Source organism: Prevotella sp. lc2012 (assembly GCF_900107065.1).
Classification (GTDB): domain Bacteria; phylum Bacteroidota; class Bacteroidia; order Bacteroidales; family Bacteroidaceae; genus Prevotella.
The window spans coordinates 208,072-233,413 of sequence record NZ_FNUF01000005.1 but is presented as its reverse complement, the minus strand read 5'-3'; the positions used below and the strand labels follow the sequence as shown (position 1 = coordinate 233,413).

The following is a 25,342-nucleotide window of genomic DNA, read 5'->3' as shown; positions in this document are numbered from 1 at the left end:
CGGGCTATGCCCTACTAAGGGGAAGGTTGGATACGCGTTACTCACCCGTGCGCCGGTCGCCATCTATCAAAGCAAGCTTCGATAATGCTGCCCCTCGACTTGCATGTGTTAAGCCTGTAGCTAGCGTTCATCCTGAGCCAGGATCAAACTCTTCATTGTAAAAAATATCTTTATCCCTTACGGAATGTTATCTGTCTCAGAACGACTATCCAGTATCAAGTGTTTGTTTAAAAGAATAAACGGTTCGTTTCTTCTACCCAAGAGCATCACTACAATGCTCTCGCTTCTTGTACTACTTCTGTCTATGTAAATCTTTCAAAGAACTCTTTCTTTCGTCGCTTACAGAGGTCGTTTCCTCGTTAGCGGATGCAAAGGTACACACTTTTTCCGAACCACCAAAACTTTTCCAGGAAAAATTTCATTTTATATGCGAAATTTTTATCCCTCTTGACCAACATCAAGCACAAATGCAAGGCACACCTTATTATATATTATAGAGGAAACAGAATATGACATCTTCTCTCCCTCATACAAGTTTGACATAGACACCAAGAACAAATAAAGCTTAAGCACTCGCATGACAGAGAAAAGACAGAAGAAGAAATTGGTGGTTTTACAGGATAATTGCAGATTTTTCTTGTGAATTTGGAAAATATGTCGTAAATTCGCAGCAATATTATTATGATATTATCCACGATATTAAAAGTATAGTAAGATGAAAAAGATTAAAATTGGAATGATGGCCCTTGCATGTATAGCATTGGTCAGTTGCGGGAATTTAGGTCAAGTGATGAATGCCATGGCCAATGGCGGTGGCATCGTCAATGCGGTCACAAGCGTCATCGGTCTTGACAAAGTGAAGGCGCAGAGCCTAATTGGAGACTGGCAATACAAAGGTCCCGGTTGCGCATTTACCAGCGAGAATCTATTGGCAAAAGCCGGCGGTGAAGTGGCCGCCGTACAAATTGAAGAAAAACTTCTGCCCTATTACAAGCAGGTAGGTATCTCAGCCAACAACACCTACATCACCTTCAAACAGGACGGGACCTTCTCATCAAAGATTGCCGGCACCCCATTCAGCGGCAACTACACCTTCGACGAGGCTTCCCAGCAAATCAAACTGAAGGGACTACTTCTGTCGATTAACTGCTACGCGAAGAAAGAGATCAACGGCATCTCCATTCTCTTCGAGGCCAAGAAATTATTGACGTTACTTCAGACCATGTCTGCCCTGAGCGGCAATGCCAACCTGCAGACGATTGGCGACTTGAGCAAGAACTACGACGGTGTGCGTGTCGGTTTCGACATGACGAAGTGATCATTCTGAAAGTTTTTCTTATATCTATGCAATTATGCCTCTCGGATATACGACGAGAGGCATATTTATTCACTAATATTCATTAATTCGCAAAAGATTTACGCAATATCATTTGGTTATATGCAAGAATTTGTATAATTTTGCACCCAAATTCTGAATAAATATACCACAATGAAAGTAAAAAACAACCGATTAGAGGCATTACGCCTGATTATCTCAAGTCAGCAACTGGGTAGTCAAGACGAGTTGTTGACCGCCCTCCAGAAAGAAGGTTTCAAGTTGACACAGGCAACACTAAGCCGAGATCTGAAACAACTGAAAGTGGCAAAGGCGGCCTCTATGAGTGGCAATTATGTGTACGTACTTCCGAACGAGACGATGTACAAACGCGTTAGCACCCCTAACAGCATCCGTGAAATGATGAAAGTACCTGGTTTTGTGAGCATCAATTTTTCAGGTAACATGGGTATCATCAAGACACGTCCCGGTTATGCCAGTTCGATAGCCTGGAACATCGACAACAGCGACATCCCCGAGATTCTAGGAACCATTGCCGGCGACGACACTATTTTCATTGTAATCAAAGAAGGTATCAGACATCAGGAGATTGTCGAGGCACTGAGCGATGTCGTTCCTAACATGAAATAACTAAAATAATAATATTTTTTAGGACTCTGTGAGAACCATCGAAGCAGAGCCTAAGTTGATATTGACAATTGAGAATCAATGGAAAAAGGAGAAATAGAGGTCCTGGTGGCGGGACCAGAACATGAGAAATACGTCGACACCATCCTCGAGACGATTGCTGAAGCCGCTAAGGTACGCGGTACAGGAATCGCCAAGCGGACGCATGAGTATCTGACCAAAAAGATGCTGGAAGCTAAGGCCGTCATCGCACTGACGAAAGACGGAACCTTTGCCGGCTTCAGTTACATTGAGACTTGGGAGAATCAACAATACGTCACGACATCCGGTCTGATTGTGCATCCGGACTTTCGCGGCCATCATGTGGCAAAGCGTATCAAGGACATGACATTTACGCTCGCGCGCACCCGTTGGCCACATGCCAAAATTTTCTCGCTGACTAGTGGCGCGGCAGTGATGGCCATGAACACAGCCCTTGGCTATCAGCCCGTCACCTTTGCCGATCTCACGGAAGATGAGGCTTTCTGGAAAGGATGCGAAGGCTGCTGTAACGTAGACGTACTACATCGTACAGGTCGTAAGTATTGTATCTGTACAGCCATGCTGTACGACCCGACAGAGCATTTACCTGCAAAAATTCCAGACGACGTTATCGAGCGCATCCATAAGATCGATGGAACAGAGAAGAAATAAATAGTCAAGACATAAAAAAACAAGAAATATGGCAAACAAAAAAGTTGTAGTTGCATTTTCTGGAGGACTAGACACCTCCTATACAGTGATGAAGTTAGCCCAGGAAGGTTGGGACGTATATGCAGCATGCGCCAATACCGGCGGATTCAGTGAAGAACAGTTAAAGAAAAATGAAGAGAACGCCTACAAGTTGGGCGCCATACAATACATAACGCTCGACGTGACACAAGAGTACTACGCGAAATCGCTGAAATACATGATCTTCGGTAATGTGCTACGTAACAATTGCTACCCTATCAGTGTGAGCAGCGAACGAATCTTCCAGGCTATCGCCATTGCCCGTTATGCCAAAGAGATTGGTGCCGATGCCATTGCGCATGGCTCTACAGGTGCAGGCAACGACCAGATCCGCTTCGACATGACCTTCCTCGTGATGGCTCCAGGTGTAGAGATTATCACCTTGACCCGTGACCAAAAGTTGACCCGCAAGGAAGAGGTGGACTACCTGAACGACCACGGTTTTTTTGCAGACTTTACCAAACTGAAGTATAGTTACAACGTGGGCATCTGGGGCACCAGCATTTGCGGTGGTGAACTGCTTGACCCCACACAGGGGCTGCCTGAGGAGGCCTATTTGAAGCACGTCACAGCAACAGAGAAGGAAGCCACACTGAAGATTACCTTCGACAAAGGAGAAATCACAGCAGTCAATGGAGAACAGTTTAGTAACAAGATCAAAGCCATCCAGAAAATTGAGGAAATTGGCGCCTCATATGCCATCGGTCGTGATGCCAATGTAGGTGACACAATTATCGGCATCAAGGGTCGTGTAGGTTTCGAGGCCGCAGCACCGAAACTGATTATTGAGGCACACCGCCTGTTAGAGAAGTCAACACTCTCGAAGTGGCAGCAGTATTGGAAAGATCAAGTAGCCAACTGGTATGGTATGTTCCTGCATGAGAGCCAGTATCTAGAGCCTGTTATGCCAGATATCGAGGCCATGCTGACCTCCAGTCAGCGTAACGTGACTGGTACCGCCATCCTGAAACTCCGTCCTTATGGCTTTGAGACCGTCGGTATTGACTCTGACAATGACCTTACAAAGAGCAAACTCGGTGAATACGGTGAGACGCAGACCGGTTGGACTGCCGACGAGGCCAAAGGTTTCATCAAGGTTAGCTCTACGCCTCTCCGTGTCTACTACGGAATACATAAAGACGAGAAAAGATAAGTCACGGATTAAACAGATTACGAGATGATTAAAGTAGGAATACTTGGCGCAGCAGGGTATACGGGCGGCGAGCTCATCCGTCTGCTACTCAACCATCCAGAAACAGAAATCGTATTTGCCAATTCGGAAAGCAATGCCGGCAATCCGGTCTGTGACGTGCACGAGGGTCTTGTGGGTGAGACAGACTTATGCTTCACCAATGAGATGCCCTTCAACAAGGTAGATGTTGTATTCTTCTGTTTCGGGCACGGTAAGAGCGAACAATTTCTTAAGGAGCACGTAATTCCTGAGAATGTGAAAATCATCGATCTGGCACAGGACTTCCGTATCAAAGGTGACCACGACTATGTATACGGTCTGCCGGAGATCAACAAGATCGAGATTCAGAAGGCACAGCATGTAGCCAACCCCGGTTGTTTTGCCACATGCATCCAAGTGGCGCTTCTGCCTGCCGCTCATCTGGGGCTCTTAAAAGAAGATGTTGCAGTCAATGCCATCACTGGTTCGACTGGTGCCGGACAGAAGCCCGGTGCCACCACGCATTTCTCTTGGCGAAACAACAACCTGAGCATCTATAAGCCATTCCAGCATCAGCATATCGCAGAAATCCGTCAGAGTTTGAAACAAGTACAAGGCACGCTCGATGCCGACATCGACTTCATCCCCTATCGTGGTGACTTCGCCCGAGGAATCTTCTGTACCGCCGTCGTCAAGACTACGGCTCCTGTAGAAGATGTAATTAAAGTTTATCAGGATTTCTATCATGATGCGGCTTTCACTCACTACTGCAACAAGCCCATCGACCTGAAACAGGTGGTAAACACCAACAAAGCACTGGTGCATGTTGAGAAGTATGGCAATAAGTTGCTCATCACCTCCTGCATCGACAATCTACTGAAAGGTGCCGTAGGTCAGGCCGTTCAGAACATGAACATCATGTTCGGCATTGATGAGACCACCGGTCTGAGACTAAAGGCATCCGCTTTCTAAAGGAACACAAAAAAACGTGCAAAAAGACTGAAGAATGTGACGTGTTTTCGGATATTTGCCGTAACTTTGCAAACGATTATAGACTTAATAACATGAAACTATTCGACGTATATCCGCTCTTCGACGTGAACATCGTCAAGGGTCAGGGTTGTAAGGTATGGGACGACAAGGGACAGGAATACCTGGACCTCTATGGCGGGCATGCAGTAATCAGCATCGGCCACTCGCATCCACACTACATAGAGAAAGTGTCTGAGCAGCTCAATAAGATGGGGTTCTACTCCAACTCCGTCATCAACAAACTACAGGTAGAGTTGGCAGAGCGTCTTGGTAAAATCAGTGGCTACGATGACTACCAACTTTTCCTTATCAACTCTGGTGCAGAAGCCAATGAGAATGCACTAAAGCTTGCCTCTTTCAAAACAGGCAACACACGAGTGCTTTCCTGTGAGAAGGCCTTTCACGGACGAACAAGTCTTGCCGTCGAGGTGACCAACAATCCGAAGATCATTGCTCCGATCAACGACAACCACCATACACGGTTTCTGCCATTGAATGATCTTGAGCCATGGGTGCGCGAACTGTCAAAAGGTGGTGTGGCAGCCGTGATTCTGGAGTGCATTCAGGGTGTCGGTGGAATCCAAATGGCCACCCCTGAGTTTGCTCAAGGACTGGCTTATGCGTGTAAACGCTATGGTGCAGTCCTGATTTGCGATGAGATTCAATGCGGCTACGGTCGGAGCGGAAAGTTCTTCGCTCACCAATGGTTGGGTATCAAGCCCGATATCATCACCGTGGCAAAAGGTATAGCCAACGGCTTCCCGATGGGCGGCGTACTCATCAGTCCCGACTTCGTACCAGTCTATGGACAACTCGGCACAACCTTCGGCGGAAATCATCTAGCTTGTGCGGCAGCACTGGCCGTGCTCGATGTTTTCGAGCAGGAGCATCTGGTTGAGAACGCCCATGATACCGGCGAGTACCTGATTAAGAAACTGAAGGACCTGAAAAACGACGAGTTGAAATCAAAGGGGAAGAGCCATATCACCGATGTTCGTGGACGCGGTCTGATGATCGGCATCGATCTTAACATTCCCCACAAGGAAGTGCGGTTGCCACTCATCCATCAGGAGCACTGTTTCACCGGTTGTGCTGGAGAAAAGATTCTGCGCCTATTACCGCCACTATGTCTGACAAAACAAAATGCAGACGATTTTATTGAACGATTAAAGCGAGTATTATGAAGATAGCAGTCATTGGAGCTGGCGCCATGGGTGGTGCCACCGTAGAAGGGCTCATCAAAGGCAAACAGTTTAAAAACGCGGATATCACAGTAAGTGATCCGTCACAGGCTGTCGTAGAGAAGTTCGCAAAGACAGGTGTCAACGTTACCACTGACAACAAGTTAGCAGCCGACACTGCAGACATCGTTTGCGTTGTGGTCAAGCCATGGCTTGTGGAACGGGTCTTGAAAGACATCAAGCCAGAGCTGAACGCTAAGAAGCAATTGTTGATAGTAATTGCTGCCGGTGTTTCATCTGCAAGCATCAAAGAGTGGTTGGGTGATAACTGTCCTCCATTATTCCTAGTGATTCCGAACATTGCCATTGCCGAGATGGCCTCTATGACCTTCATCGTGCCCGTAGGGGCCTCGGGGAAGGATACCCAGACCGTCACCGACATCTTCAACGAGATGGGCAACACCCTCATCACAGACGAACAACATCTGGCAGCAGGTACGACCCTCGCCTCCTGTGGCATCGCCTATGCCATGCGTTATATCCGTGCCGCATCGGAAGGTGGTGTAGAGTTGGGCTTCAAGGCCGACGATGCCAAGAAGATCGTCATGCAGACCATAAAGGGTGCAGTAGAACTGCTTGAAGCCAGCGGCATGCATCCGGAGGCGGCCATCGATCTTGTGACGACTCCCGGCGGTGTAACCATCAAAGGACTTAATGAGATGGAGCATGCCGGCTTCACCTCTGCCGTCATCCGCGGACTCAAAGCCGGACTGAAATGATCAAGAGATTTCTAGTACTCTGCTGTTCCTGTCTGTGTATGATAACCCTAGCACAGGGGCGAACACATGTAGGCGAGCAGGATACGGGAATGACCCCAAACGAGCGACAGGCACGTCGTATCTTCCAGACGGCGTATAATCATTTCTTCGGGCCGGAGGGCGTAAGATTCTCCTATAAAATTAATATCCTGCATCTCTATAAGGAGGAAGGTACGGCTTGTTACAAGGGCAACAAAAGTAAGTCGCAGCATAAGAATACCATCATCTGGGACAACGGTGATCTGAAGCATATCGTACGACAGAACAAACATATCGTTGAGCTCCACGACCCGAAGGTGAACAAGAAGGATGACAAATTGCAGAAGTTCAAGTTCTACCCCGACGATTTCACTTATTCCATCGCCGAAGCTCCCGAAGGGTTCCTAGTGACGCTAAAGGCCAAGTCAGGCGCCAAAGGCAGTATCAGACAGGTTCAGGCATTGCTCACCCGAGGCGACTACTACCCTAAGCGGCTACGCATCAAAGTGACCATTTTCTGGGCGACCATCACCTTCGCTGACTTTCAGGCCGGTGGCATCAACGATGATATTTTCGTATTCCCAAAGAAGAGATACGCTGATTATAAAGTCATTGACGAACGATAACAACAAATATAATATGGACGAACAGTTAAAGCAAATAGGTGAACGCCTGCGCGGACTGCGCGACGTGCTCGACCTGACAGCGCAGGAGGTGGCCGACACCGTAGGCATCTCGCTCGAGAAGTATGAGAAGATTGAGAACGGCGAGGTTGATATTACCATCTCCAACCTGATGAAGATCGCTCACAAATATGGCGTCTCCGCCGAAGAACTGATGTTCGCAGAGGCTCCCCACATGAAGTCGTACTTCGTGGTGCGCAAGGGACAAGGCATGAGTGTTGAGCGCACGAAGGCATACAAATACCAGAGTCTGGTAAGTGGTTTTGTGAACCATAAGGCCGACGTGTTCATTGTGACAGTAGAACCGAAGCCTGAAGCACATACAGTCTACAAAAACACCCACCCCGGTCAGGAGTTCAACCTCGTATTGGAAGGAGCGATGGAACTCTATATCGGCGGAAAGACCATAATCCTGGAAGAGGGCGACAGTATCTACTTTGACTCAAGCAAGCCACACGGTATGCTAGCTATCGGCGACAAGCCCGTGAAGTTCCTTGCCTTCACCGTCGAGTAGGATTAAAGAATTGAATGATTGAAGCATTATAATATGGTAGAAAGATTTTTGAAACAGACGACATTCACGTCTGTTGAGGACTACAATAAGAATCTGGAATTTATCATTCCTGAGAACTTCAATTTCGCCTATGACGTAATGGACGCATGGGCGGAGGAAGCTCCGGAGAAATTAGCGATCCTTTGGACCAACGACCAAGGCGAAGAGATACGAACCACCTACGGACAACTGAAGGAGCAGACAGATCAGGCAGCTTCCTATTTGCTGTCGCTCGGCATCGGCAAGAACGACCCCGTGATGCTTATTCTGAAGCGCCGTTATGAGTGGTGGGTAGTGATGCTGGCCCTGCATAAGATTGGCGCCATCGTCATCCCCGCGACCCATATGCTCACCAAGCATGACATCGTATATCGCAACACCCGCGCCTCCGTCAAGGCCATCATCTGCGTCGACGACCCTTATGTCGTCAGTCAGATACAGGCCGCCATACCTGAGAGTCCAACGGTGAAGCAATATATCACAATCACCGACCACGGCAAACCGATTCCTGAAGGATTCCATGACTGGCAGACAGAATGGAAGCAGGCTCCGAAGTTCGTAAGGCCCGCCTTCGTCAACACCAACGACGATACGATGTTGATGTATTTCACCAGTGGAACGAGCGGTGAACCGAAGATGGTGGCACACGACTATCTCTATGCCATGGGACATCTAACGACGGGTGTCTTCTGGCACAACCTTCACGAAGGCTCACTGCACCTCACCGTGGCTGACACGGGCTGGGGCAAAGCCGTATGGGGGAAGTTCTATGGACAGTGGTTTGCTGGTGCGACGGTCTTTGTATTCGACCACGAGAAATTCAATGCCGACACACTCCTCCGACAGATGGAAAAATACCATGTGACGAGCTTCTGTGCTCCTCCGACCATTTACCGTTTCATGATACGTGAGGATCTGTCGCAGTACGATCTCAGTTCACTCGAGTATTGCTGCACGGCCGGTGAGGCCCTGAACCCCGCCGTCTTCGACAAGTTCAAGGAGAAAACAGGTATCCAGATGATGGAAGGTTTCGGACAAACAGAAACCACCATGACACTTGGTACCTTCCCATGGATGACACCGAAGCCCGGAAGCATGGGTATTCCTAACGCCCAATACGATATCGACCTGCTACGCGCCGACGGCACGTCGTGCGAGGATGGAGAGAAAGGCGAGATTGTTGTGCGTGTAGGCGACAAGAAGCCTATCGGTCTGTTCAAGGGTTACTACCGTGACGACGAGAAGACGCGCGAGGCCTGGCACGATGGTATCTACCATACGGGTGACATGGCATGGCGTGACGAGGACGGTTACTACTGGTTTGAGGGCCGTATCGATGATGTCATCAAGAGTTCTGGCTACCGCATTGGCCCGTTCGAAGTAGAGAGTGCCCTCATGACCCACCCTGCCGTAGTGGAGTGTGCCATCACTGGTGTGCCTGATGACATCCGAGGCATGGTGGTCAAGGCTACAGTCGTACTCGGAAAAGAATGGAAGAACAAGGCCGGTGACGATCTCATCAAAGAGTTGCAACAACATGTAAAGAATGAGACCGCACCATATAAGTATCCCCGAATCATCGAGTTCGTTGACGAGCTTCCGAAGACCATCTCCGGAAAGATCCGTCGCGTGGAGATCCGACAGAAGGATGCAGAGAAATAAGAATATCAATTAAAGGATATGAAACGAATTGTTGTAAAGATCGGCTCAAATGTGCTGACTAGGAAAGACGGGAAGCTCGACGTGACACGCATGTCGGCACTGGTCGACCAGATAGCAGGCTTGCGAAAGCAGGACATAGAGGTCATCGTCGTCTCGTCGGGTGCAGTGGCCTGCGGACGACGGGAGTTGACCGTCGACCACTCTCTCGACTCAGTAGAGCAGCGCCAGCTTTTCTCTGCTGTCGGTCAAGTGAAGCTCGTAGGTCTATACTACGACCTGTTCCGTGAGTTCGGCATTCACGTGGGACAAGTGCTCACTATGAAGGAGAACTTCGAGCCCGGCGAGCAGTACCGCAATCAACGCGCCTGCATGACCGTGATGCTGGAGAACAATGTGTTGCCTATCGTCAACGAGAACGATACGGTGAGCGTCACCGAGCTGATGTTTACAGACAATGACGAACTCTCGGGCCTCATCGCCCAGATGATGGAAGCCGACACCCTTATCCTGCTATCGAATATCGACGGCATCTACGACGGGCATCCCGACGATTCCTCGTCGCACATCATCCCACAGGTGAAACCCGGGCGCGACCTGTCGCAGTACATCAAGGCCGAGAAGAGCGCCTTTGGTCGTGGTGGCATGCACTCCAAATATACTACCGCACAGAAGGTGCAACAGGCAGGTATCCGCGTTATCATCGCTAACGGAGAGCGTGAAAACATCCTCGTTGACCTCATTGAGCGCCCAGAGACGACACCACATACAGAGTTCGTAGTATCATAAAGACCAACAGGACTGAAGGATTATTCAGAAGACGACAAGTGTCGCGTTAGTCTGACAGTCCACAGAAAATAATAAAAGCCATGCAACTGAAAGAGACATTTGAGCGTGTGAGACAGGCCAGCAAAGGCCTCGCTCTGTTAAGCGACGAGCAGCGGAAGGTTATTCTGAATGCCGTGGCTGATACCATTATCCGCCAACAAGAGCGAATCCTTGTCGCCAACGGCCAGGACCTAGCCAAGATGGAGAAGTCTAATCCCCTCTACGACCGACTGATGCTGACGCCTCAGCGACTAGAGGGTATTGCCGACGACATGCGGAATGTTGCCACGTTGCCCACACCTCTCGGACACATCACCAAACAGAAGACGCTACCCAACGGCCTACGTCTCTGTCGGGTTAGTGTGCCTTTCGGGGTGATCGGCATGATCTATGAGGCACGCCCTAACGTCACGTTCGATGTCTTCTCTCTCTGTTTCAAGAGCGGTAACGCCTGTGTCTTGAAAGGTGGTAAAGATGCCGACTGCTCCAACCGCGAGGAGGTGGCACTCATCCACGAGGTACTAGAGCAATATGGGGTTAGCAAGGACGTTGTTGCCCTATTGCCAGCTACCCATGAGGCAACCGGTGAGATGCTCAATGCCGTGGGCTATATCGACTTATGTATCCCACGGGGCGGACGTAAGCTCATCGATTTCGTTCGTGATACAGCTCGCGTGCCGGTCATTGAGACTGGAGCAGGTGTCGTCAACACCTATTTCGACAAAGACGGTAATCTGGAGATGGGTAAGGCTATCATCAACAATGCCAAGACACGCCGCGTCTCTGTATGTAACGCACTCGACTGTCTGTTAATCCATGAGAGTCGCCTTAATGATCTGCCTGTGCTTTGCGAGAAGATGGCAGAGAAGCATGTCACCATCTATGCCGACGAACGTGCCTTCGCTGCTCTCGACGGTAACTACCCATATCTTGAGCATGCTACTGTCGACAGTTTCGGCACTGAGTTCATGGACTACAAACTGGCAATTAAGACTGTTGCCTCACTCGACGAGGCACTTGTCCACATTGATGAGAAAGGCAGTGGACACAGTGAGGCGATCATCACCGCAGACGAGCAGACCGCCCGTCAGTTCCAAGCACATGTCGATGCGGCCTGCGTCTACTGGAACGCCCCTACCTCGTTTACCGACGGAGCACAGTTCGGTCTCGGAGCAGAGATCGGCATCAGCACCCAGAAGCTCGGTCCGCGCGGTCCTATGGCCCTGGAAGAGATCTGTACCTACAAATGGCTCATTGAGGGAGAAGGACAAATAAGACCGTAACGACCTATGCGTATAAGAGTATTATTATCCGTCATCCTCTCTGTCTGCTGCTGTCTACCTATCGTCGCAGAAGACACTCTAGACACCATCCTAGCCAGAATTGAAAAGACCGCCGAGAGAGTTGAACGAGAAGGAAAGATCGACTCCGCCGCCATGTTACGGCGCGAGAAGATTTCTCTGATATCACGTGCCCAAAAAGATAGTCTGGTCATCATTGAAGCACCCAAGCAGATGCGATGGATGGAAGAGCACGATCAATGGACATACTATTACAGAACATGGCGTTTGTTGGCAGAGGCCTACTACTTCAGCAAGAGACCACAGACAGCGCTCTTCGAGACCAAGCGTATGCTTGAGCATGCCCAACAGCATAACAACAACCGAGGACGTGCCATTGCCTACCAGCAGATGGGCTTCTTCTATCTGGAGATTGACAACCGTGAGGCCATCAAAGCCTACAAGCACAGTATCGATCTGCTGAAGGGAGAGGGCGACGACAGGTTCAGTGAGATGAGCCGTGCCTACGGTTATCTCTGCGAGGCACTGGACAACGAGAAAGAGTATGCCTCAGAACTGTCCTATTGTAATGAGTGGGAACAGTTGCTGGCGCAGTATGGAGGCGATCTCACCAAGGTGTCGACCAAGCGTGTTCTCATCGAACTACACCTCCAGAAAGCCAGTGCCCTGATGGGACTCTCACGACTACAGGAGGCCGATGAGGAGTTGGCGAAAGCAGAACAACTGAACAAAGCACATCAAGACAACTACTACCACTACCTGTCACTGGTGCATCGTGCCCATCTTGCCATGCTCAACGGGAATATTGAACAGGCCGTCACACTGAGTGACGCCTACGTCCCCATGATGGCCACTGACGACTGGAAGCCCGCCCGTCTGATTCGCGGTGAGATCTTGATGAAGGCAAACCGCAGTGCCGATGCCGCCCGTCTTTATCGTTCTCTCTACGAGCAGCAGGACTCAACCTTTGCCCGTGACATGCGCATACAATTGGACGAATTCAATACCATCTTCCAACTCGACGAGATACGGACCAAAGGCCAGCAAGACAGACAACGGTTTATCATCGGTATCGCACTGCTCATTCTCGTCACCCTGTTCATTATCATGCTTCTGAGCTACCGCTCAGCCAAGAAGCTGGAGGAGAAGAATCTTGAGTTGAAGGACAAAAACAGACAACTGACTATTGCCAACACCCGTGCCGAGGAGTCATCGCGGATGAAGACAGACTTCATCCACCAGATCTCGCACGAGATACGTACCCCGCTCAATATCCTCAGCGGCTTCACACAAGTCCTCACGACAGAGGATATGACATTAGACGATGCCACACGGAAAGACATCAGTCAGCGGATAACAGAGAATACCAACCGCATCACCGAGCTTGTCAACAAAATGTTGGAACTGAGTGAGGCAAGCAGCCACTCTGTGATAGCACGCAACGATGATGTACTGGCTATTCAGATTGCCACACAAGCGGCCGACGAGGCACAGCTCTCAGAAGCCACTCACATCACATTCGACATGCAGGTGACACCAGAGGTAGAGACTGTCATGCTGCATACGGACCAGCACTACGCCATCCGTGCCCTCACACTACTGCTTGACAACGCGAGGAAGTTCACCAAGGAGGGAAAAGTCCTTCTGTCCGTTGACACCCAACCGCAGCGGTCTGTCCGCTTTATCGTCGAGGACACAGGCATCGGCGTTCCTCATGATGAGGCACAGCATATCTTTGAGGAGTTCGTCCAGTTAGACGAGAACTACGACGGCACCGGTATCGGACTGACCGTTGCCCGTTCGATAGCCAGAAGACTGGATGGAGATATCATCCTAGACACCAGCTATACCAAGGGTGCCCGTTTCATCATGACGCTCCCGCTGAGTTAGAAGAATAACAAACAGATAAATTAGGTATTATCATATGAGAAGTTTTATCAATGTAGAAGATATCGGCCCGTTAGAGAAGGCGATGGCCGAGGCCATGGAGATCAAGAACGATCGTTTTAAGTATCAGCATCTGGGTAAGAACAAGACGCTCATGATGATCTTCTTCAACAACAGTCTTCGTACCCGTCTGTCGACACAGAAGGCCGCGATGAACCTAGGTATGAATGTCATCGTGCTCGACGTCAATGCCGGAGCCTGGAAATTGGAGACCGAGCGTGGCGTCATCATGGACGGCGACAAGAGCGAGCATCTGTTGGAGGCCATACCCGTGATGGGATGCTACTGCGACCTGATTGGCGTACGTTCCTTCGCCGGACTCACTGACCGCGAGTACGACTATGCCGAGACCGTTCTCAACCAGTTCATCAAATATAGCGGCCGACCCGTCTTCGCCATGGAGACCGCCACCGTGCATCCTCTGCAGGCCTTTGCCGATCTGATTACCATTGAGGAGCATAAGACAGTGAAGCGACCAAAGGTCGTGCTCACCTGGGCACCCCATTGCCGCGCCCTGCCTCAGGCTGTACCCAACTCGTTCGCCCAATGGATGAACGCAGCTGATGTCGATCTGGTGATTACCCATCCGAAAGGCTATGAGCTCGACCCGAAGTTCGTCGGTAACGCCTGTGTAGAGTATGACCAGAAGAAAGCCTTCGAAGGAGCCGACTTCATCTATGCCAAGAACTGGAGCAATCCGGGTGTAACCAACTCTGCCGACTACGGTAAGATCACCTGTGACGACCGTTCCTGGACTGTAGACACAGAGCATATGTCATGGACCAACAATGGCAAGTTCATGCACTGTCTACCCGTACGTCGTAACCTCATCGTTACCGACGATGTGATTGAGAGCGCCAACAGCCTTGTCATTCCTGAGGCTGCCAACCGCGAGATCAGCTGTTCCGTTGTTATTAAGCGGATGCTCGAAGCCCTATAGGCAATGACCTCCCACCATAACTAAACATCCCCCACTCTCATAGAGAATGGGGGATGTTTAGTCTTATGCTTTCAACTGTTTGTTACTTCTCTTTGATAGCGTCAGCGATGATCTCTGCCATGCGACGAGCCCCTTTCTCATTGGGATGGATACCATCGCCCAGCATCTTGTCACCGTCCTCAGCGAAGAGCGTATGCAAGTCGATAACCTGCAGTCCGTACTGCTTAGCCACCTCCTGTTGAATAGGAATGATGTTATTCACAATCACAGAGTCACTGATGTTCCACGACGGCTTGAAGGCCGGGATTGGCGTACAGAGATATATCTGTGGACGAGCAGGCAGAACGGCCACCTTCTTACCCTTCTTCTTCACCGGCTGTGCCAGATCGGGACGCAGGGTCGTGATCATCTGCTGCAGGTCTTTCTTGAACTCTGCCCCATACTGCCAGTTCTCCGGCTTCGAGTCGTTGGTGCCGAGTTTGATGACAACGATGTCGGGATCGAACGCCTGCGCATCCTTCCATGCCAATTCATTCATATAAGGATAATCGCCCTTATTCAGCATCGTACGTGCACCCACACCGAAATTCTTCACCCAGTAATCCTTTCCTAAGATTTTCTGCAACTGAGCAGGATAGCCAAAAACCGATGCCATGTCAATGCCATGACCGTCGGTAATACTATTACCTATGCAAGCCACCTTTACAGCATCTGTCGAAGGTGTCTGGAGATGATCCAGCCAACGACCAAGATCGCTGAGCATCTGGTCATGGTATTTGAACCAAGTACCAAAGCCAAAGCCATGGTCACCAGATGGATAGACAAACAGAGAGCAGTCATTACCGGCATTGCGCATCGCCGAATAGTAGGCGATGCCATTGGTTACTGGCGGGACTACACGGTCGTCATTAGAGGTGATAATAACGGCTGGAGGTGTCAGATGACGCCTGACGGCATTCTGCGTGGAGTATTGCTTGACGAGTTCTGGATCCTTATGTCCTTCCTCACCGAGGAAATTGATGCACGACCATTTGTGCGTCACCCGTTCGTCCATAGAGATGACAGGATAGAACAGGATGGAGAAGTCCGGGCGTGAATCATAGTCGGAGAGAGTCGATACGACAGAGGCCAGATGACCACCTGCAGAGAATCCCATAATACCTACATCATGTGGGTTGATGCCCCAGATGGCAGCCGAGTCACGAACGATGCGGATACCTTTCTGAACATCCCCCATCGGAATAGTACGGTCACCATTGGGCAAACGGTAGTTAACCACAAAATAGGATATACCGCGTTTGTTAACCCACTCCGATGCGAGATAACCCTCATGCGAGTTAGAGAGGACAGAATAGCCGCCACCAGGCACTGCTACAATAGCCCTACCAGAAGGGTTCTCCGGCAGGAACGCCACCATCTGTGCCTTCCCGTCGTCGGTCAGGTCGATTGTAAACTTTCTGGCTGTCTGTGCCTGCATCGCCATAGCGACCAGCGACAGCACGAAAAACATTAGTTTTCTGTTCATAGCTTTTATTATTTAGTTGGTAATACTCATGTAAGCCGCCACACGGTCGGCAATATTCTGACGGATATAAGGATAATAGAACTTCAGTTCCATATTATGATAGTTTCCCGAGCGCCCTATCACTGGCAGAAGCGCTCTCTCCCGGAAGCCATCGACAACCAGCAGACAATTCTCGACATCACATCGTACAGAAAGCGTATCGTTCTTGTGTCTCCCGAAGTAGACAAACGGTGTACTCACTGTATCCGTCCGCCAGTTGACAGGATTGATACACACCACATTTCCTTCAGACACGATGGGAATAGCACAGTCGACAGAGCGTACGGAGTTGAAGCAGACGGTCACGCCGAGGTCGGACGCGCCTTGTGCCGGTATGATATTCGGATAACGGGCCACTTCATCCTGCGTGACACGATAGCCAATCACATAGGCTGCTATCATCCGCTTATATATTGAGTCGGGCATCTCCTTGATCAGTTCCTTGACGACACAGGCACCCTGACTGAAACCAGCCAGCACGAAAGGACGTCCTTGATTGAAATGAGCCAGGTAATATTCCCAACTACGCCTCACGTCGGAAAGGGCTATAGGGATACGCGCCATCGCCGTATCCTGTGACGTCCATGACTGCATGGATACCTGCCGATAAAAAGGCGAATAGAAATTCAACCTGCCGGAATAGAACGAGTCGACAGCAGCCATCTCCACAAACATAGCTCCGCGCGATACCTGATCATAGGTGTCGGCAAAGTGACACGTATCACCACCCACCTGTCGGTCGCCTGTCTCTGTAGAGATGACATAGAAGATATCGGCTATGCCGCCCCTGTCCTGAATATACCATTGCGTGGAATCACCGTAGAGAGGTCTCTGTGGTATGGGGCCTGTCAGCCCGCTTCGCCCACCATCCCATGATGAGAGCATAAACATCAGAGAAACAAAAAAAATCACCACGAAAGTCGTCTTATATTTTGACATATCTCGAGTCTGCAACAAATTTGTCTGCAAAGATACTAAATAATTGATATTTGGCAACCGACAATGGAGTTTTTTTCGTAATTTTGTAGCCAGATAAGCTAATTACGAGATGATTTCATTCGAATGTGACTATAACAACGGAGCACACGAAAAAGTGCTCGAGAACCTGATCAAGAATAACGGTGCCAAGCCGACCCCGTATGGCTTCGATACGTTCTGCGAACGTGCCAAGAACCGGATACGAGAGGCCTGCGGGATGCCCGACGCACAGATCTTCTTCCTGACAGGTGGTACCCAGACCAATGCCACCACCATCGACTCCATGCTCTACCAGTATGAGGGAGTGATCTGTGTCGGCACAGGCCATATCAACGTACACGAGGCCGGAGCCGTGGAGTTCACCGAGCATAAGATTATCACCCTGCCCGACACACAGGGAAAGATGGAGGCCAAGGTGCTCGACAAGTATCTCGACGACTACATGCACGACGGCAACAAGGATCACGCCGTACACCCCGGTCTGGTTTACATCACCTTCCCGACGGAGTTCGGCACGCTTTACAGTGCCAGGGAGCTTAACGACATCTACCAGGTGTGTCAGCACTACGAGATACCGCTCTATATCGACGGTGCCCGTCTCGGCTACGGACTGGCGGCAGAAGGTAATGACATCACGTTGCCCTATCTGGCCCGCCATTGCGATGTCTTCTATATCGGCGGTACGAAGATCGGGGCACTCTGCGGCGAGGCAGTCGTCTTTACCCACCAGAATGCCCATAAGCATTTCTTCTCCATTCAGAAGCAGCACGGGGCCGTCATTGCCAAAGGGGCGCTGATCGGTCTGCAGTTCGAGGCGCTCTTCTCCCCTCTATCAGAGCAATCGGACGAGATCCTCTATTTCAAGTTGTCAGCGCATGCCATCAGGATGGCCATGCGGATGAAGGATATCTTCATCAGGAACGGTTATGAGTTCTACGTCGACTCCCCCACCAACCAACAGTTTGTCATCATCGACAATGAACAGGTAGACCGACTGAGTAGTAAGATGCTGTTCACGCATTTCGGACAAGCCGACAAGCACCATACCATCTGTCGCTTTGTCACCAGTTGGGCCACGACGGAAGAAGAGATCAACGAACTGGAAAAAATTCTGGAAAGTGAGAAATAAGATATTAAGATATACCCCGGGAGTCTTCATTGCACTCTGGACTGTCACCTGCTGGTGTTTCTTCCAGTTCTGCTATCCCTACCATCTCTTCTTTCAGGAGCAGAACCAACTGTTCCTCTGGTCGTGGGATTATATATCATCCTATACCGGTCCCGGTTGGCTTGCCACGCTGACAGGCGACTTCCTGACACAGTTTTACTACTACCTCTACATCGGCGCCACCATCCTGACGCTCTGTCTGACAGCAACGGGCATGATGCTTTACAGCGCTCTCAGGCACTTTAAGGTTGGCCGCATCGTATCACTGGCGCTGGCGCTGGTACTGATGACCTTCATGGCCGTCTGCCATTTTAGCACCAGCTACCGTCTGTCATCCACCATCGCCATCATGGGTTGGGTGTTACTGCTGTGGCTGATATCACTCGCCAAGGGGTGGAAGAAGCGAGCCGTTGTCTGTTGCTGCGGTCTGTTACCCACATGGCTACTCTTCGGTCTGCCACCAATGAAGAAGCTGCAAGGGCCCGACTTCATCTTAGAGAAAGACTTTGCCGTAGATTGTGAATACTACTTCGGCAACCACGACAAGGTGATCCGACTGATAGAAGGCTCTGACCGATGGACCGACCAGATGCTGTTCTTCTATAATCTGGTCCAGGCCCAGCGTGGCCAACTGCCCGACCACCTGCTGAAGTTCACGCCAAACTACCTCGGCACCTTCGAGAAGATCGGCCCTAAGACCCCCATGCTCACCATCCGCAACATGAACGAGCTCTATTGGACATTGGGCGACATGACCTTTACCGAACGAGCTGCCATGATGACTAACGTGTTCTCACATAACAACCGTAATGTCCGTATGATACGCCGCTTGGCAGAATGCAATATCGTCAGCGGCGACACGCTGGCCGCGGAGAAGTATCTGCGCATCCTCGACAAGACATGGGTATACACCAAATGGGCCGAGAACATCCGTCAGCACGGTCGGCAGATCTATCAGAAGAAGACCCTGATGGTGAACGCAGGCGACACGATATCCATCTCAGACAATGCTCACTTCCTGATGATGCAACTGCTCAATGCTAATCCTGACAACACCATCGCCCTCGACTATATCCTGTGCAGCGACCTGCTGCTGAAGGATATCGACAGCTTCAAGCGCGACTACGACCGCTATTGCATCGAGACTGGCAAGCCCCGCCTGAAATCGCTCTATCAAGAAGCCCTGTGCATCTGGCTGGCCGGCACCGACGCCTCACAAAAAGAGTGGGAGACGTATATCCAACGAGGCGACGTGTTCCAACGTTTCCAACAGTATAACCAGCTACGCGGCGACAATCGCTTCAAGGACACCTATTGGTACTACTTCGATAAGGCCAAAGTGCCCGAGGTCAAACTAAAATAAAAAAGCAGACAGGTAAGAATGAATTGGATGGAGAAATTACATAGAACGAGTTTGGCAAAAGGCCTGGGGTTCCTTTTTACCCTTATGCCCTTTTTCCTTTCCTGCACACCGACACCGAAGGATGTCACGATGCAGAACACGCTGCCGCCTATCTACCCCGACTACTGCGATGTGACCATACCTGAGAATATCGCTCCACTGAACTTCCTGCTCCGTGCCGACTGCGAAGCTATCGAGGTGAAGGCCGGCGGACTGGCGCTCAACGCCAGTGGCAACGAGGTCGTCTTCGGGATCGACGAGTGGAGAGAACTGATGCAGCAATCAACTGATCAAACAATCAAGGTCACCGTCACAGCACTTGTCGACGGCAAGTGGATCCAGTACAAGCCTTTCAGCTGGCAGATAGTGAGTGAAAAGGTAGACCCCTACCTCACTTATCGTCTCATCGAGCCCGACTACGAGATATGGAACCACGTGCAGATTCAGCAGCGCTGTGTAGAGAATTTCGATGTGACCGCCATCGCCCACCACGAACAGCTGGAGAACCGCTGTATGAACTGCCACACCTATGCCCATCAGGATCCCGACCTGACGATGATGTACGTTCGAGGGCCCGGCGGTGGTGCGATCCTTAACCGTCACGGTCGGCTCAACAAGCTTGACATCCCAGGTAGCGTGTATTTCTGTTTCAGTCCTTCGGAGCGGTATATCACCTACTCCACGCAGAAGATCATCCCCGCCTTCCACAGCGACCCCAGTAAACGACTGGAAGTGTATGATGCCTCATCGAACATCTTTGTGGCTGATATGCAGGAGCACCGTATTTTCACCTCTCCTCTGCTGGCCGACAGTCTGGCGTTCGAGACCTTCCCGACCTTCTCACCCGACGGCAAGTATATATACTACTGCGCCGCCGACACCGTCAGTCTGCCTCACAATATCAAGCGACTGCAATACAGTCTTGTACGTATCTCCTTCGACGAGCGTACCGGCACCATCGGCACACATGTCGACACCCTGCTCAACAGTCAAAGACTGAAGGTCCAAGGACAGAACCTGACCTCCGTCTGCCATCCCCGCATCAGTCCCGACGGGCGCTTCATCCTATATACCGTTGCCGACTATGGCACGTTCCCTATCTGGCATCCAGAGGCTGACCTCCAGATGATGGACCTGCAGACAGGAGCCATCGCCCCCCTTGCCATTGTGAACAGCGGGAAGAGTGACACCTATCATTCCTGGTCATCGAACAGTCGTTGGTTTGTCTTCGCCTCGAAACGCGATGACGGACTATATGGCAAGCCTTACTTCTGCTACGTCGACAAGAACGGTCGAGCCCACAAGCCCTTCTGTCTGCCCCAAGAGCATCCGACGTTCTATGACAACAACCTGAAGTCGTTCAATGCCCCGGAACTGGGTAAGGGCAAGGTACCCTTCGACGTGGATGACGTTGTTAAAGCCATGAAGGGACAGGCTATTCAGTTCCGAACATCATCCCTTAGGAAGTAAGCCCTTATCTTCCTGAAAGTAAAACAACTTGTTTTACCTGCGTTAAGATAGTCTTTTACACTTAAAGAAACCATCCCTTACAAGGTAAAACAAGTTGTTTTACTTTTAAAGATGCCATCTCCTACTTGGTTGGAGAGCACACCTTCGTCTCAAGACGCCTATCCGAAGCTATTTCACGGCCGGCACGATAGGCATCGAAGTTCACCTTCGTCTTCGTGAAGTCGGGAGTATTAAAGGAGTAAATACTCTCCTCATAGTATTCCTTCGGGTGGCGCTGCGGCAAGAGGAACGGTTTCGAGAAGCGTCCCCGACCGTCGACACTCGTTAAATAGAGACGGCTATACAATCCATCGCCTCTGCGACTGGTAAAGACAATCCAGTGCGAGTTGAGGTTCCAGTTATGATAGCTATCCGCGTCCGTACTATTGATCTCCTTCAACTCACGTGCCCCACCTGTCCGAAGGTCAAGCAACCACTGGTCGCTCTCCTTATGCCAGATAGAGAAATAGCCGTAATCCATCAAGGTAAAGAGTATATACTTCCCGTCGTACGAAGGGCGCGGCCATGTCAGACTCTTACCCATCGCCACAGCATTGAATATCGTATCCACCCGTTCGCCGAAGGTGTCGGTCTCGGGATCAAAGGCAATCTTACAGAGATTATACTTCTCGTCCTTGTAATGTATGGGATAGTCCTGCTGCTTACAGGTCATATAATACAAGGTATGCCCATCGGGAGAGAATACAGGCGAGTTCTCGCTCCAGTCCTTAGTAGAGAGCAGCGAGTCGCGGATAATCTCATGGGTTACGGGGTTATAGACAAACACATCGCTGGAGTGGTCGAACACCTCTATACGTTCATGAGGCGCGACGTGGAATCCCTGACGTGTCTGGTTGGTCGAGAAGGCACAATACTTCCCGCTGGGATGCCAATAGGGATAGACCATCGAGCCACCCAACTGGTCATTGCTGGCTTTCAGCCATTCTCGCTGTCCGTCTATCTGGAACATGGTGGCACCATGGTCGCCACGCACATGAAAGACAAACTTCGAGGGGTCGGTCTGATGGGCAGAATGGCAGTTGACACACATGCCTGGCACCTGAGTATTCTCTATGATAGGATACTCATCGAAGGTAGAGAGGTTGCGCTGATAGAGGCCCATCTTACTGAATGCCTCATAGCCTGGAGCAATACGGCGGTAGGTCAATCCCCACTCATCGAGGGCATACGGACTGATGCTGACAGAAAAGTCCTTGTATTGCTTCCACTGGCCGTCCTTCAGGATACAGACGGTAAAGGAGAGCTGTCCGCCCTTGTTCTGCTGAGTCAGCTGGTGCCAATCGTCTATATCAAAGTCAGCCTCATTGCCCTGAACATGCATCTCACCGCCCTTCGAGCCGCGCACCACCACATCCATGCAGTCGATATCAGTCTCCACACTGTTAAAGTTCAGTGGAGCGATCTCTGCCGGAACCGTCACCCCGACATAGTCAGGATAGATCGGCGGCAGCTGACTTACCTGTATTGGGTTCTCTGGTCCAGAACTGCATGATAGCAACTGGAGCCCAGAGAGACAAAGACACAAAGACCATATTAGCTTCTTCATTTTCCTGCTGTTAAGTAATACCAAACCGTGTTCTTGAACTGAGCCAGTGCCGGTGAGTTCTTATCAGAGCCATAGACACGGGCGAACTCGTTCATTTGCTGCAACGTCAGCTGATTGACGAGACCTTGCGGTGGCTGCTGCCGCTGCTGGAAAAAAGCAAAGGCGATAGCCTCTTGACAATGTCGGGGATTATAAGCTATCTTCCCCTGCACATATTGTGCATAGTTCATGAATCGCGCTACATCCCCATCGAGCAGCGGCATCATAAGCAGATATTGCGCTGCCATCATGTTCTGCTGATTGTGGATGAAGAGCTGACCACAGATCTTATCCAACTCGCGCTCGCTGAAGAGGAAGTCGTCCTGCAGACGGTATTGGCGGAGCATGCCATAGAGAGGATGCCCGTTGATAGCCTTCTCGTCGCCCAGCATCGCCATCGTACGCTGCGCCCAGAGACGATAGAACACCGTCTTTTCCAACATCTGCAGATACTTCCGGGCCACCTCGTACTGTCCGTTGATGAGGTTTGTCTCGGCCAGACGCTTCACCACCCTGGCACTCTTATTGTAATTAGGTATAGCCTCCATGGCCTCGAAGGCAAAGCGCTGAGCAGTATTCACCAGACCGAGATGGAAATAAATCTCACCCGTCAGCTGGGCTGTAGCGAAGTTTCGCTCAAACCTCGGCAGCAGACCACCCGTACCGCGCTGGTAGAAGTCGAAAGCCCGATCGCCCAATTGATTCGTCATACCTAAGGCGAGATTTGTGGCACTGACACTCATCGGCAGGTCCGGCATCTGCCTCTCGGCTTTCTGTATGATCGCATTCCAATCACCCACACGTACCAGATAATCGTACTCGATGAGTCCGTATTTCCTGGCATCATAGCCACGAGGGACAAAGAGCAGTCCTAAGACCAACACGCCGACAGACAATGGTCCCATATATTTCCACCTGAGCCAGTCCATACGAGACGACCAGGTTATGAAAGCCGCCACGACAGGAATAACCATCAGCATATATGGCAACGTAACAGGGATGCGGTAATAACTAATACCCAACATCACCCGCATCATCGGGAACGGCAGGAAATGGGCACTCAGCAACATCAGTCCCAAGGCATAGACAACGGCAGACACAGATACCAGCCAAGGCATCATCATCAAAGCCACGAGCAAGACCATCGGACCTATCAGCCAATAGAGCATCGGGATGATGACCAAAGCAACAATGAACTTCTTCCACAACACGCCATCTGCGAACCACCGCGACCAAGCTAAGGCTACAGATAAAGCCATGATCAATGCGATGACATACGTCAACATGACACTCTCATCGCCCATGGCATACCATAACAGCACGACGGGCAGGAAACTCAAGAGGTAGGATCCGTCAGTCTTGGAAGACATCAACCGCCACATCAATCGCTGTACCAGTACAAAGAGTAATGCTATCACGGCAGCCCCAATAGTAACCAAATTATAGAACTGCACCATGAACTCAGCGATGTATCTTGCCAAGCCGCCAGGCTCTGACATACGCTCGCAGAAATAGTCATCGTCGAAGAGAAACAGCTGTAACTGCTCCTGATAGGCCAGAACAAAGGGATAACGGTATTGCCAGAACAGGAATACCGCCAAGCCGAACAGCACCGTCAGCCCGACCTTCCAATATCTACTCAGGGATTTCCTCATTCGTATCAGCATTCATCGTTACGACTCTTCCGTCAGGATACTTGCGCTGATACGTCAGCGGGAACATATCCTTCAGGAAATCGTGCAACACGCCCTCCTTCAGGTTCTCTGCCATCTGACGGGAATAGTTCTTATACACCAGATGGAAACTGTCGGCACGTTGCTGGATATACTTGGCCCGCACCGTATCGCCTTGCTGCTGCAGGTCGGCTATATATCTGCGCATTTTACTCAACTCCCGGTTATGGATCTCCGTACGCACCTTCCACTTCTCCAAAGAGTCATTCTGAGGTGTACCCACAGCATGGCTGACGCTATCAATGACCACTTTCACCTCGCCCGGCTCACCTATTACCAACAAAGGTTGAATGCCTACACGGAATCGCAGATCAATAAGGATTTTATACATCTGCATGCTATCAGTCTCGAAATGGAACTTCCCGTCCTTAATCTCCATTGAGTCAACGGTCTCTGCGCTTTTGGGGCCTGTAAACGGCACAAGGAATATACGTTTGCCTTCAAACTGTTCTCCATTGACAACACCCTGAATCCGACACACATTGCTATTTTGCTTACAACTATAGAACATAGTCATCACAGCCATAGCCATCACACACCATAAAATCTTCTTCAT

At 50.4% G+C, this 25,342-nt stretch carries 22 protein-coding genes and 1 rRNA gene; 17 read left to right on the top strand and 6 right to left on the bottom strand.

Features of this window, described 5'->3' with window-relative positions:
- Nucleotides 1–159: ribosomal RNA gene (locus tag BLU99_RS10895) — 16S ribosomal RNA — on the bottom strand; the annotation flags it as partial.
- A gap of 556 nt (nucleotides 160–715) precedes the next feature.
- Here BLU99_RS10895 and BLU99_RS10890 point away from each other — a divergent pair.
- From BLU99_RS10890 to BLU99_RS10825, 14 genes are all read left to right on the top strand, one after another.
- Nucleotides 716–1,318, top strand: coding sequence for a DUF4923 family protein (locus tag BLU99_RS10890; protein ID WP_091902029.1), 603 nt, complete (start codon nucleotides 716–718; stop codon nucleotides 1,316–1,318).
- 171 nt (nucleotides 1,319–1,489) lie between these two features.
- Nucleotides 1,490–1,966 (top strand): arginine repressor, encoded by a 477-nt coding sequence (argR, locus tag BLU99_RS10885; RefSeq protein ID WP_091902026.1) that lies wholly within the window; start codon nucleotides 1,490–1,492, stop codon nucleotides 1,964–1,966.
- A gap of 78 nt (nucleotides 1,967–2,044) precedes the next feature.
- Nucleotides 2,045–2,656 carry a GNAT family N-acetyltransferase gene (locus BLU99_RS10880; RefSeq protein WP_091902025.1) on the top strand — a complete coding sequence of 204 codons (612 nt, stop codon included), beginning with the start codon at nucleotides 2,045–2,047 and terminating at the stop codon, nucleotides 2,654–2,656.
- Between the two features lie 28 nt (nucleotides 2,657–2,684).
- A complete protein-coding gene (locus BLU99_RS10875) occupies nucleotides 2,685–3,887 on the top strand; it encodes an argininosuccinate synthase (protein ID WP_091902023.1) in 1,203 nt (400 codons plus the stop codon).
- 24 nt (nucleotides 3,888–3,911) lie between these two features.
- Nucleotides 3,912–4,877, top strand: a complete 966-nt coding sequence (gene argC / locus BLU99_RS10870; protein WP_091902020.1) for an N-acetyl-gamma-glutamyl-phosphate reductase — start codon at nucleotides 3,912–3,914, stop codon at nucleotides 4,875–4,877.
- Between the two features lie 92 nt (nucleotides 4,878–4,969).
- On the top strand, nucleotides 4,970–6,121 hold the full coding sequence (locus tag BLU99_RS10865; RefSeq protein ID WP_091902018.1) for an aspartate aminotransferase family protein: 1,152 nt from the start codon (nucleotides 4,970–4,972) through the stop codon (nucleotides 6,119–6,121).
- Nucleotides 6,118–6,897: a pyrroline-5-carboxylate reductase family protein gene (locus BLU99_RS10860; protein WP_091902016.1), complete on the top strand. Its 780-nt coding sequence runs from the start codon at nucleotides 6,118–6,120 to the stop codon at nucleotides 6,895–6,897. Before BLU99_RS10865 ends, BLU99_RS10860 begins: the two co-directional genes overlap by 4 nt.
- A complete protein-coding gene (locus BLU99_RS10855; protein WP_143065796.1) occupies nucleotides 6,894–7,541 on the top strand; it encodes a hypothetical protein in 648 nt (215 codons plus the stop codon). The genes BLU99_RS10860 and BLU99_RS10855 overlap by 4 nt, the downstream gene beginning before the upstream one ends.
- 13 nt (nucleotides 7,542–7,554) lie before the next feature.
- Nucleotides 7,555–8,112 carry a helix-turn-helix domain-containing protein gene (locus tag BLU99_RS10850; protein ID WP_091902062.1) on the top strand — a complete coding sequence of 186 codons (558 nt, stop codon included), beginning with the start codon at nucleotides 7,555–7,557 and terminating at the stop codon, nucleotides 8,110–8,112.
- A gap of 33 nt (nucleotides 8,113–8,145) precedes the next feature.
- On the top strand, nucleotides 8,146–9,813 hold the full coding sequence (locus BLU99_RS10845) for an AMP-binding protein (protein ID WP_091902012.1): 1,668 nt from the start codon (nucleotides 8,146–8,148) through the stop codon (nucleotides 9,811–9,813).
- Between the two features lie 18 nt (nucleotides 9,814–9,831).
- Nucleotides 9,832–10,599, top strand: coding sequence for a glutamate 5-kinase (gene proB, locus BLU99_RS10840; protein ID WP_091902010.1), 768 nt, complete (start codon nucleotides 9,832–9,834; stop codon nucleotides 10,597–10,599).
- Nucleotides 10,600–10,679: 80 nt separating this feature from the next.
- Nucleotides 10,680–11,921: a glutamate-5-semialdehyde dehydrogenase gene (locus BLU99_RS10835; RefSeq protein ID WP_091902007.1), complete on the top strand. Its 1,242-nt coding sequence runs from the start codon at nucleotides 10,680–10,682 to the stop codon at nucleotides 11,919–11,921.
- Between the two features lie 6 nt (nucleotides 11,922–11,927).
- A complete protein-coding gene (locus BLU99_RS10830) occupies nucleotides 11,928–13,829 on the top strand; it encodes a sensor histidine kinase (protein ID WP_091902005.1) in 1,902 nt (633 codons plus the stop codon).
- A 34-nt stretch (nucleotides 13,830–13,863) separates the two neighbouring features.
- Nucleotides 13,864–14,826, top strand: a complete 963-nt coding sequence (locus tag BLU99_RS10825; protein WP_091902003.1) for a Rossmann-fold NAD(P)-binding domain-containing protein — start codon at nucleotides 13,864–13,866, stop codon at nucleotides 14,824–14,826.
- An 82-nt stretch (nucleotides 14,827–14,908) separates the two neighbouring features.
- On the opposite strand, the gene axeA1 is transcribed toward BLU99_RS10825, so the two are convergent.
- Nucleotides 14,909–16,351 carry an acetylxylan esterase AxeA1 gene (gene axeA1 / locus BLU99_RS10820; RefSeq protein WP_091902001.1) on the bottom strand — a complete coding sequence of 481 codons (1,443 nt, stop codon included), beginning with the start codon at nucleotides 16,349–16,351 and terminating at the stop codon, nucleotides 14,909–14,911.
- A gap of 12 nt (nucleotides 16,352–16,363) precedes the next feature.
- Nucleotides 16,364–17,329: a DUF3089 domain-containing protein gene (locus tag BLU99_RS10815; RefSeq protein WP_091901999.1), complete on the bottom strand. Its 966-nt coding sequence runs from the start codon at nucleotides 17,327–17,329 to the stop codon at nucleotides 16,364–16,366.
- Between the two features lie 109 nt (nucleotides 17,330–17,438).
- On the opposite strand from BLU99_RS10815, the gene BLU99_RS10810 reads away from it, so the two are divergent.
- The 3 genes from BLU99_RS10810 (at nucleotide 17,439) to BLU99_RS10800 (ending at nucleotide 21,408) form a co-directional block, all read left to right on the top strand.
- Complete coding sequence (locus BLU99_RS10810; protein ID WP_091901996.1) at nucleotides 17,439–18,497, top strand: threonine aldolase family protein; 1,059 nt, start codon at nucleotides 17,439–17,441, stop codon at nucleotides 18,495–18,497.
- The gene (locus BLU99_RS10805; protein ID WP_091901994.1) at nucleotides 18,487–19,899 is read left to right on the top strand and encodes a DUF6057 family protein; all 1,413 of its coding nucleotides are present in this window, start codon (nucleotides 18,487–18,489) and stop codon (nucleotides 19,897–19,899) included. The genes BLU99_RS10810 and BLU99_RS10805 overlap by 11 nt, the downstream gene beginning before the upstream one ends.
- An 84-nt stretch (nucleotides 19,900–19,983) precedes the next feature.
- Nucleotides 19,984–21,408, top strand: coding sequence for a TolB family protein (locus tag BLU99_RS10800; RefSeq protein WP_091901991.1), 1,425 nt, complete (start codon nucleotides 19,984–19,986; stop codon nucleotides 21,406–21,408).
- 121 nt (nucleotides 21,409–21,529) lie between these two features.
- Here the strand turns inward: BLU99_RS10800 and BLU99_RS10795 are convergent, their stop codons facing one another.
- Genes BLU99_RS10795 through BLU99_RS10785 form a run of 3 tightly spaced genes read right to left on the bottom strand, consistent with a single transcriptional unit; the run spans nucleotide 21,530 to nucleotide 25,342 of the window.
- The gene (locus BLU99_RS10795; RefSeq protein WP_091901989.1) at nucleotides 21,530–23,014 is read right to left on the bottom strand and encodes a TolB family protein; all 1,485 of its coding nucleotides are present in this window, start codon (nucleotides 23,012–23,014) and stop codon (nucleotides 21,530–21,532) included.
- Complete coding sequence (locus BLU99_RS10790) at nucleotides 23,011–24,708, bottom strand: DUF6057 family protein (protein WP_091901986.1); 1,698 nt, start codon at nucleotides 24,706–24,708, stop codon at nucleotides 23,011–23,013. Before BLU99_RS10790 ends, BLU99_RS10795 begins: the two co-directional genes overlap by 4 nt.
- Nucleotides 24,689–25,342, bottom strand: coding sequence for a DUF4369 domain-containing protein (locus tag BLU99_RS10785; protein ID WP_091901984.1), 654 nt, complete (start codon nucleotides 25,340–25,342; stop codon nucleotides 24,689–24,691). Before BLU99_RS10785 ends, BLU99_RS10790 begins: the two co-directional genes overlap by 20 nt.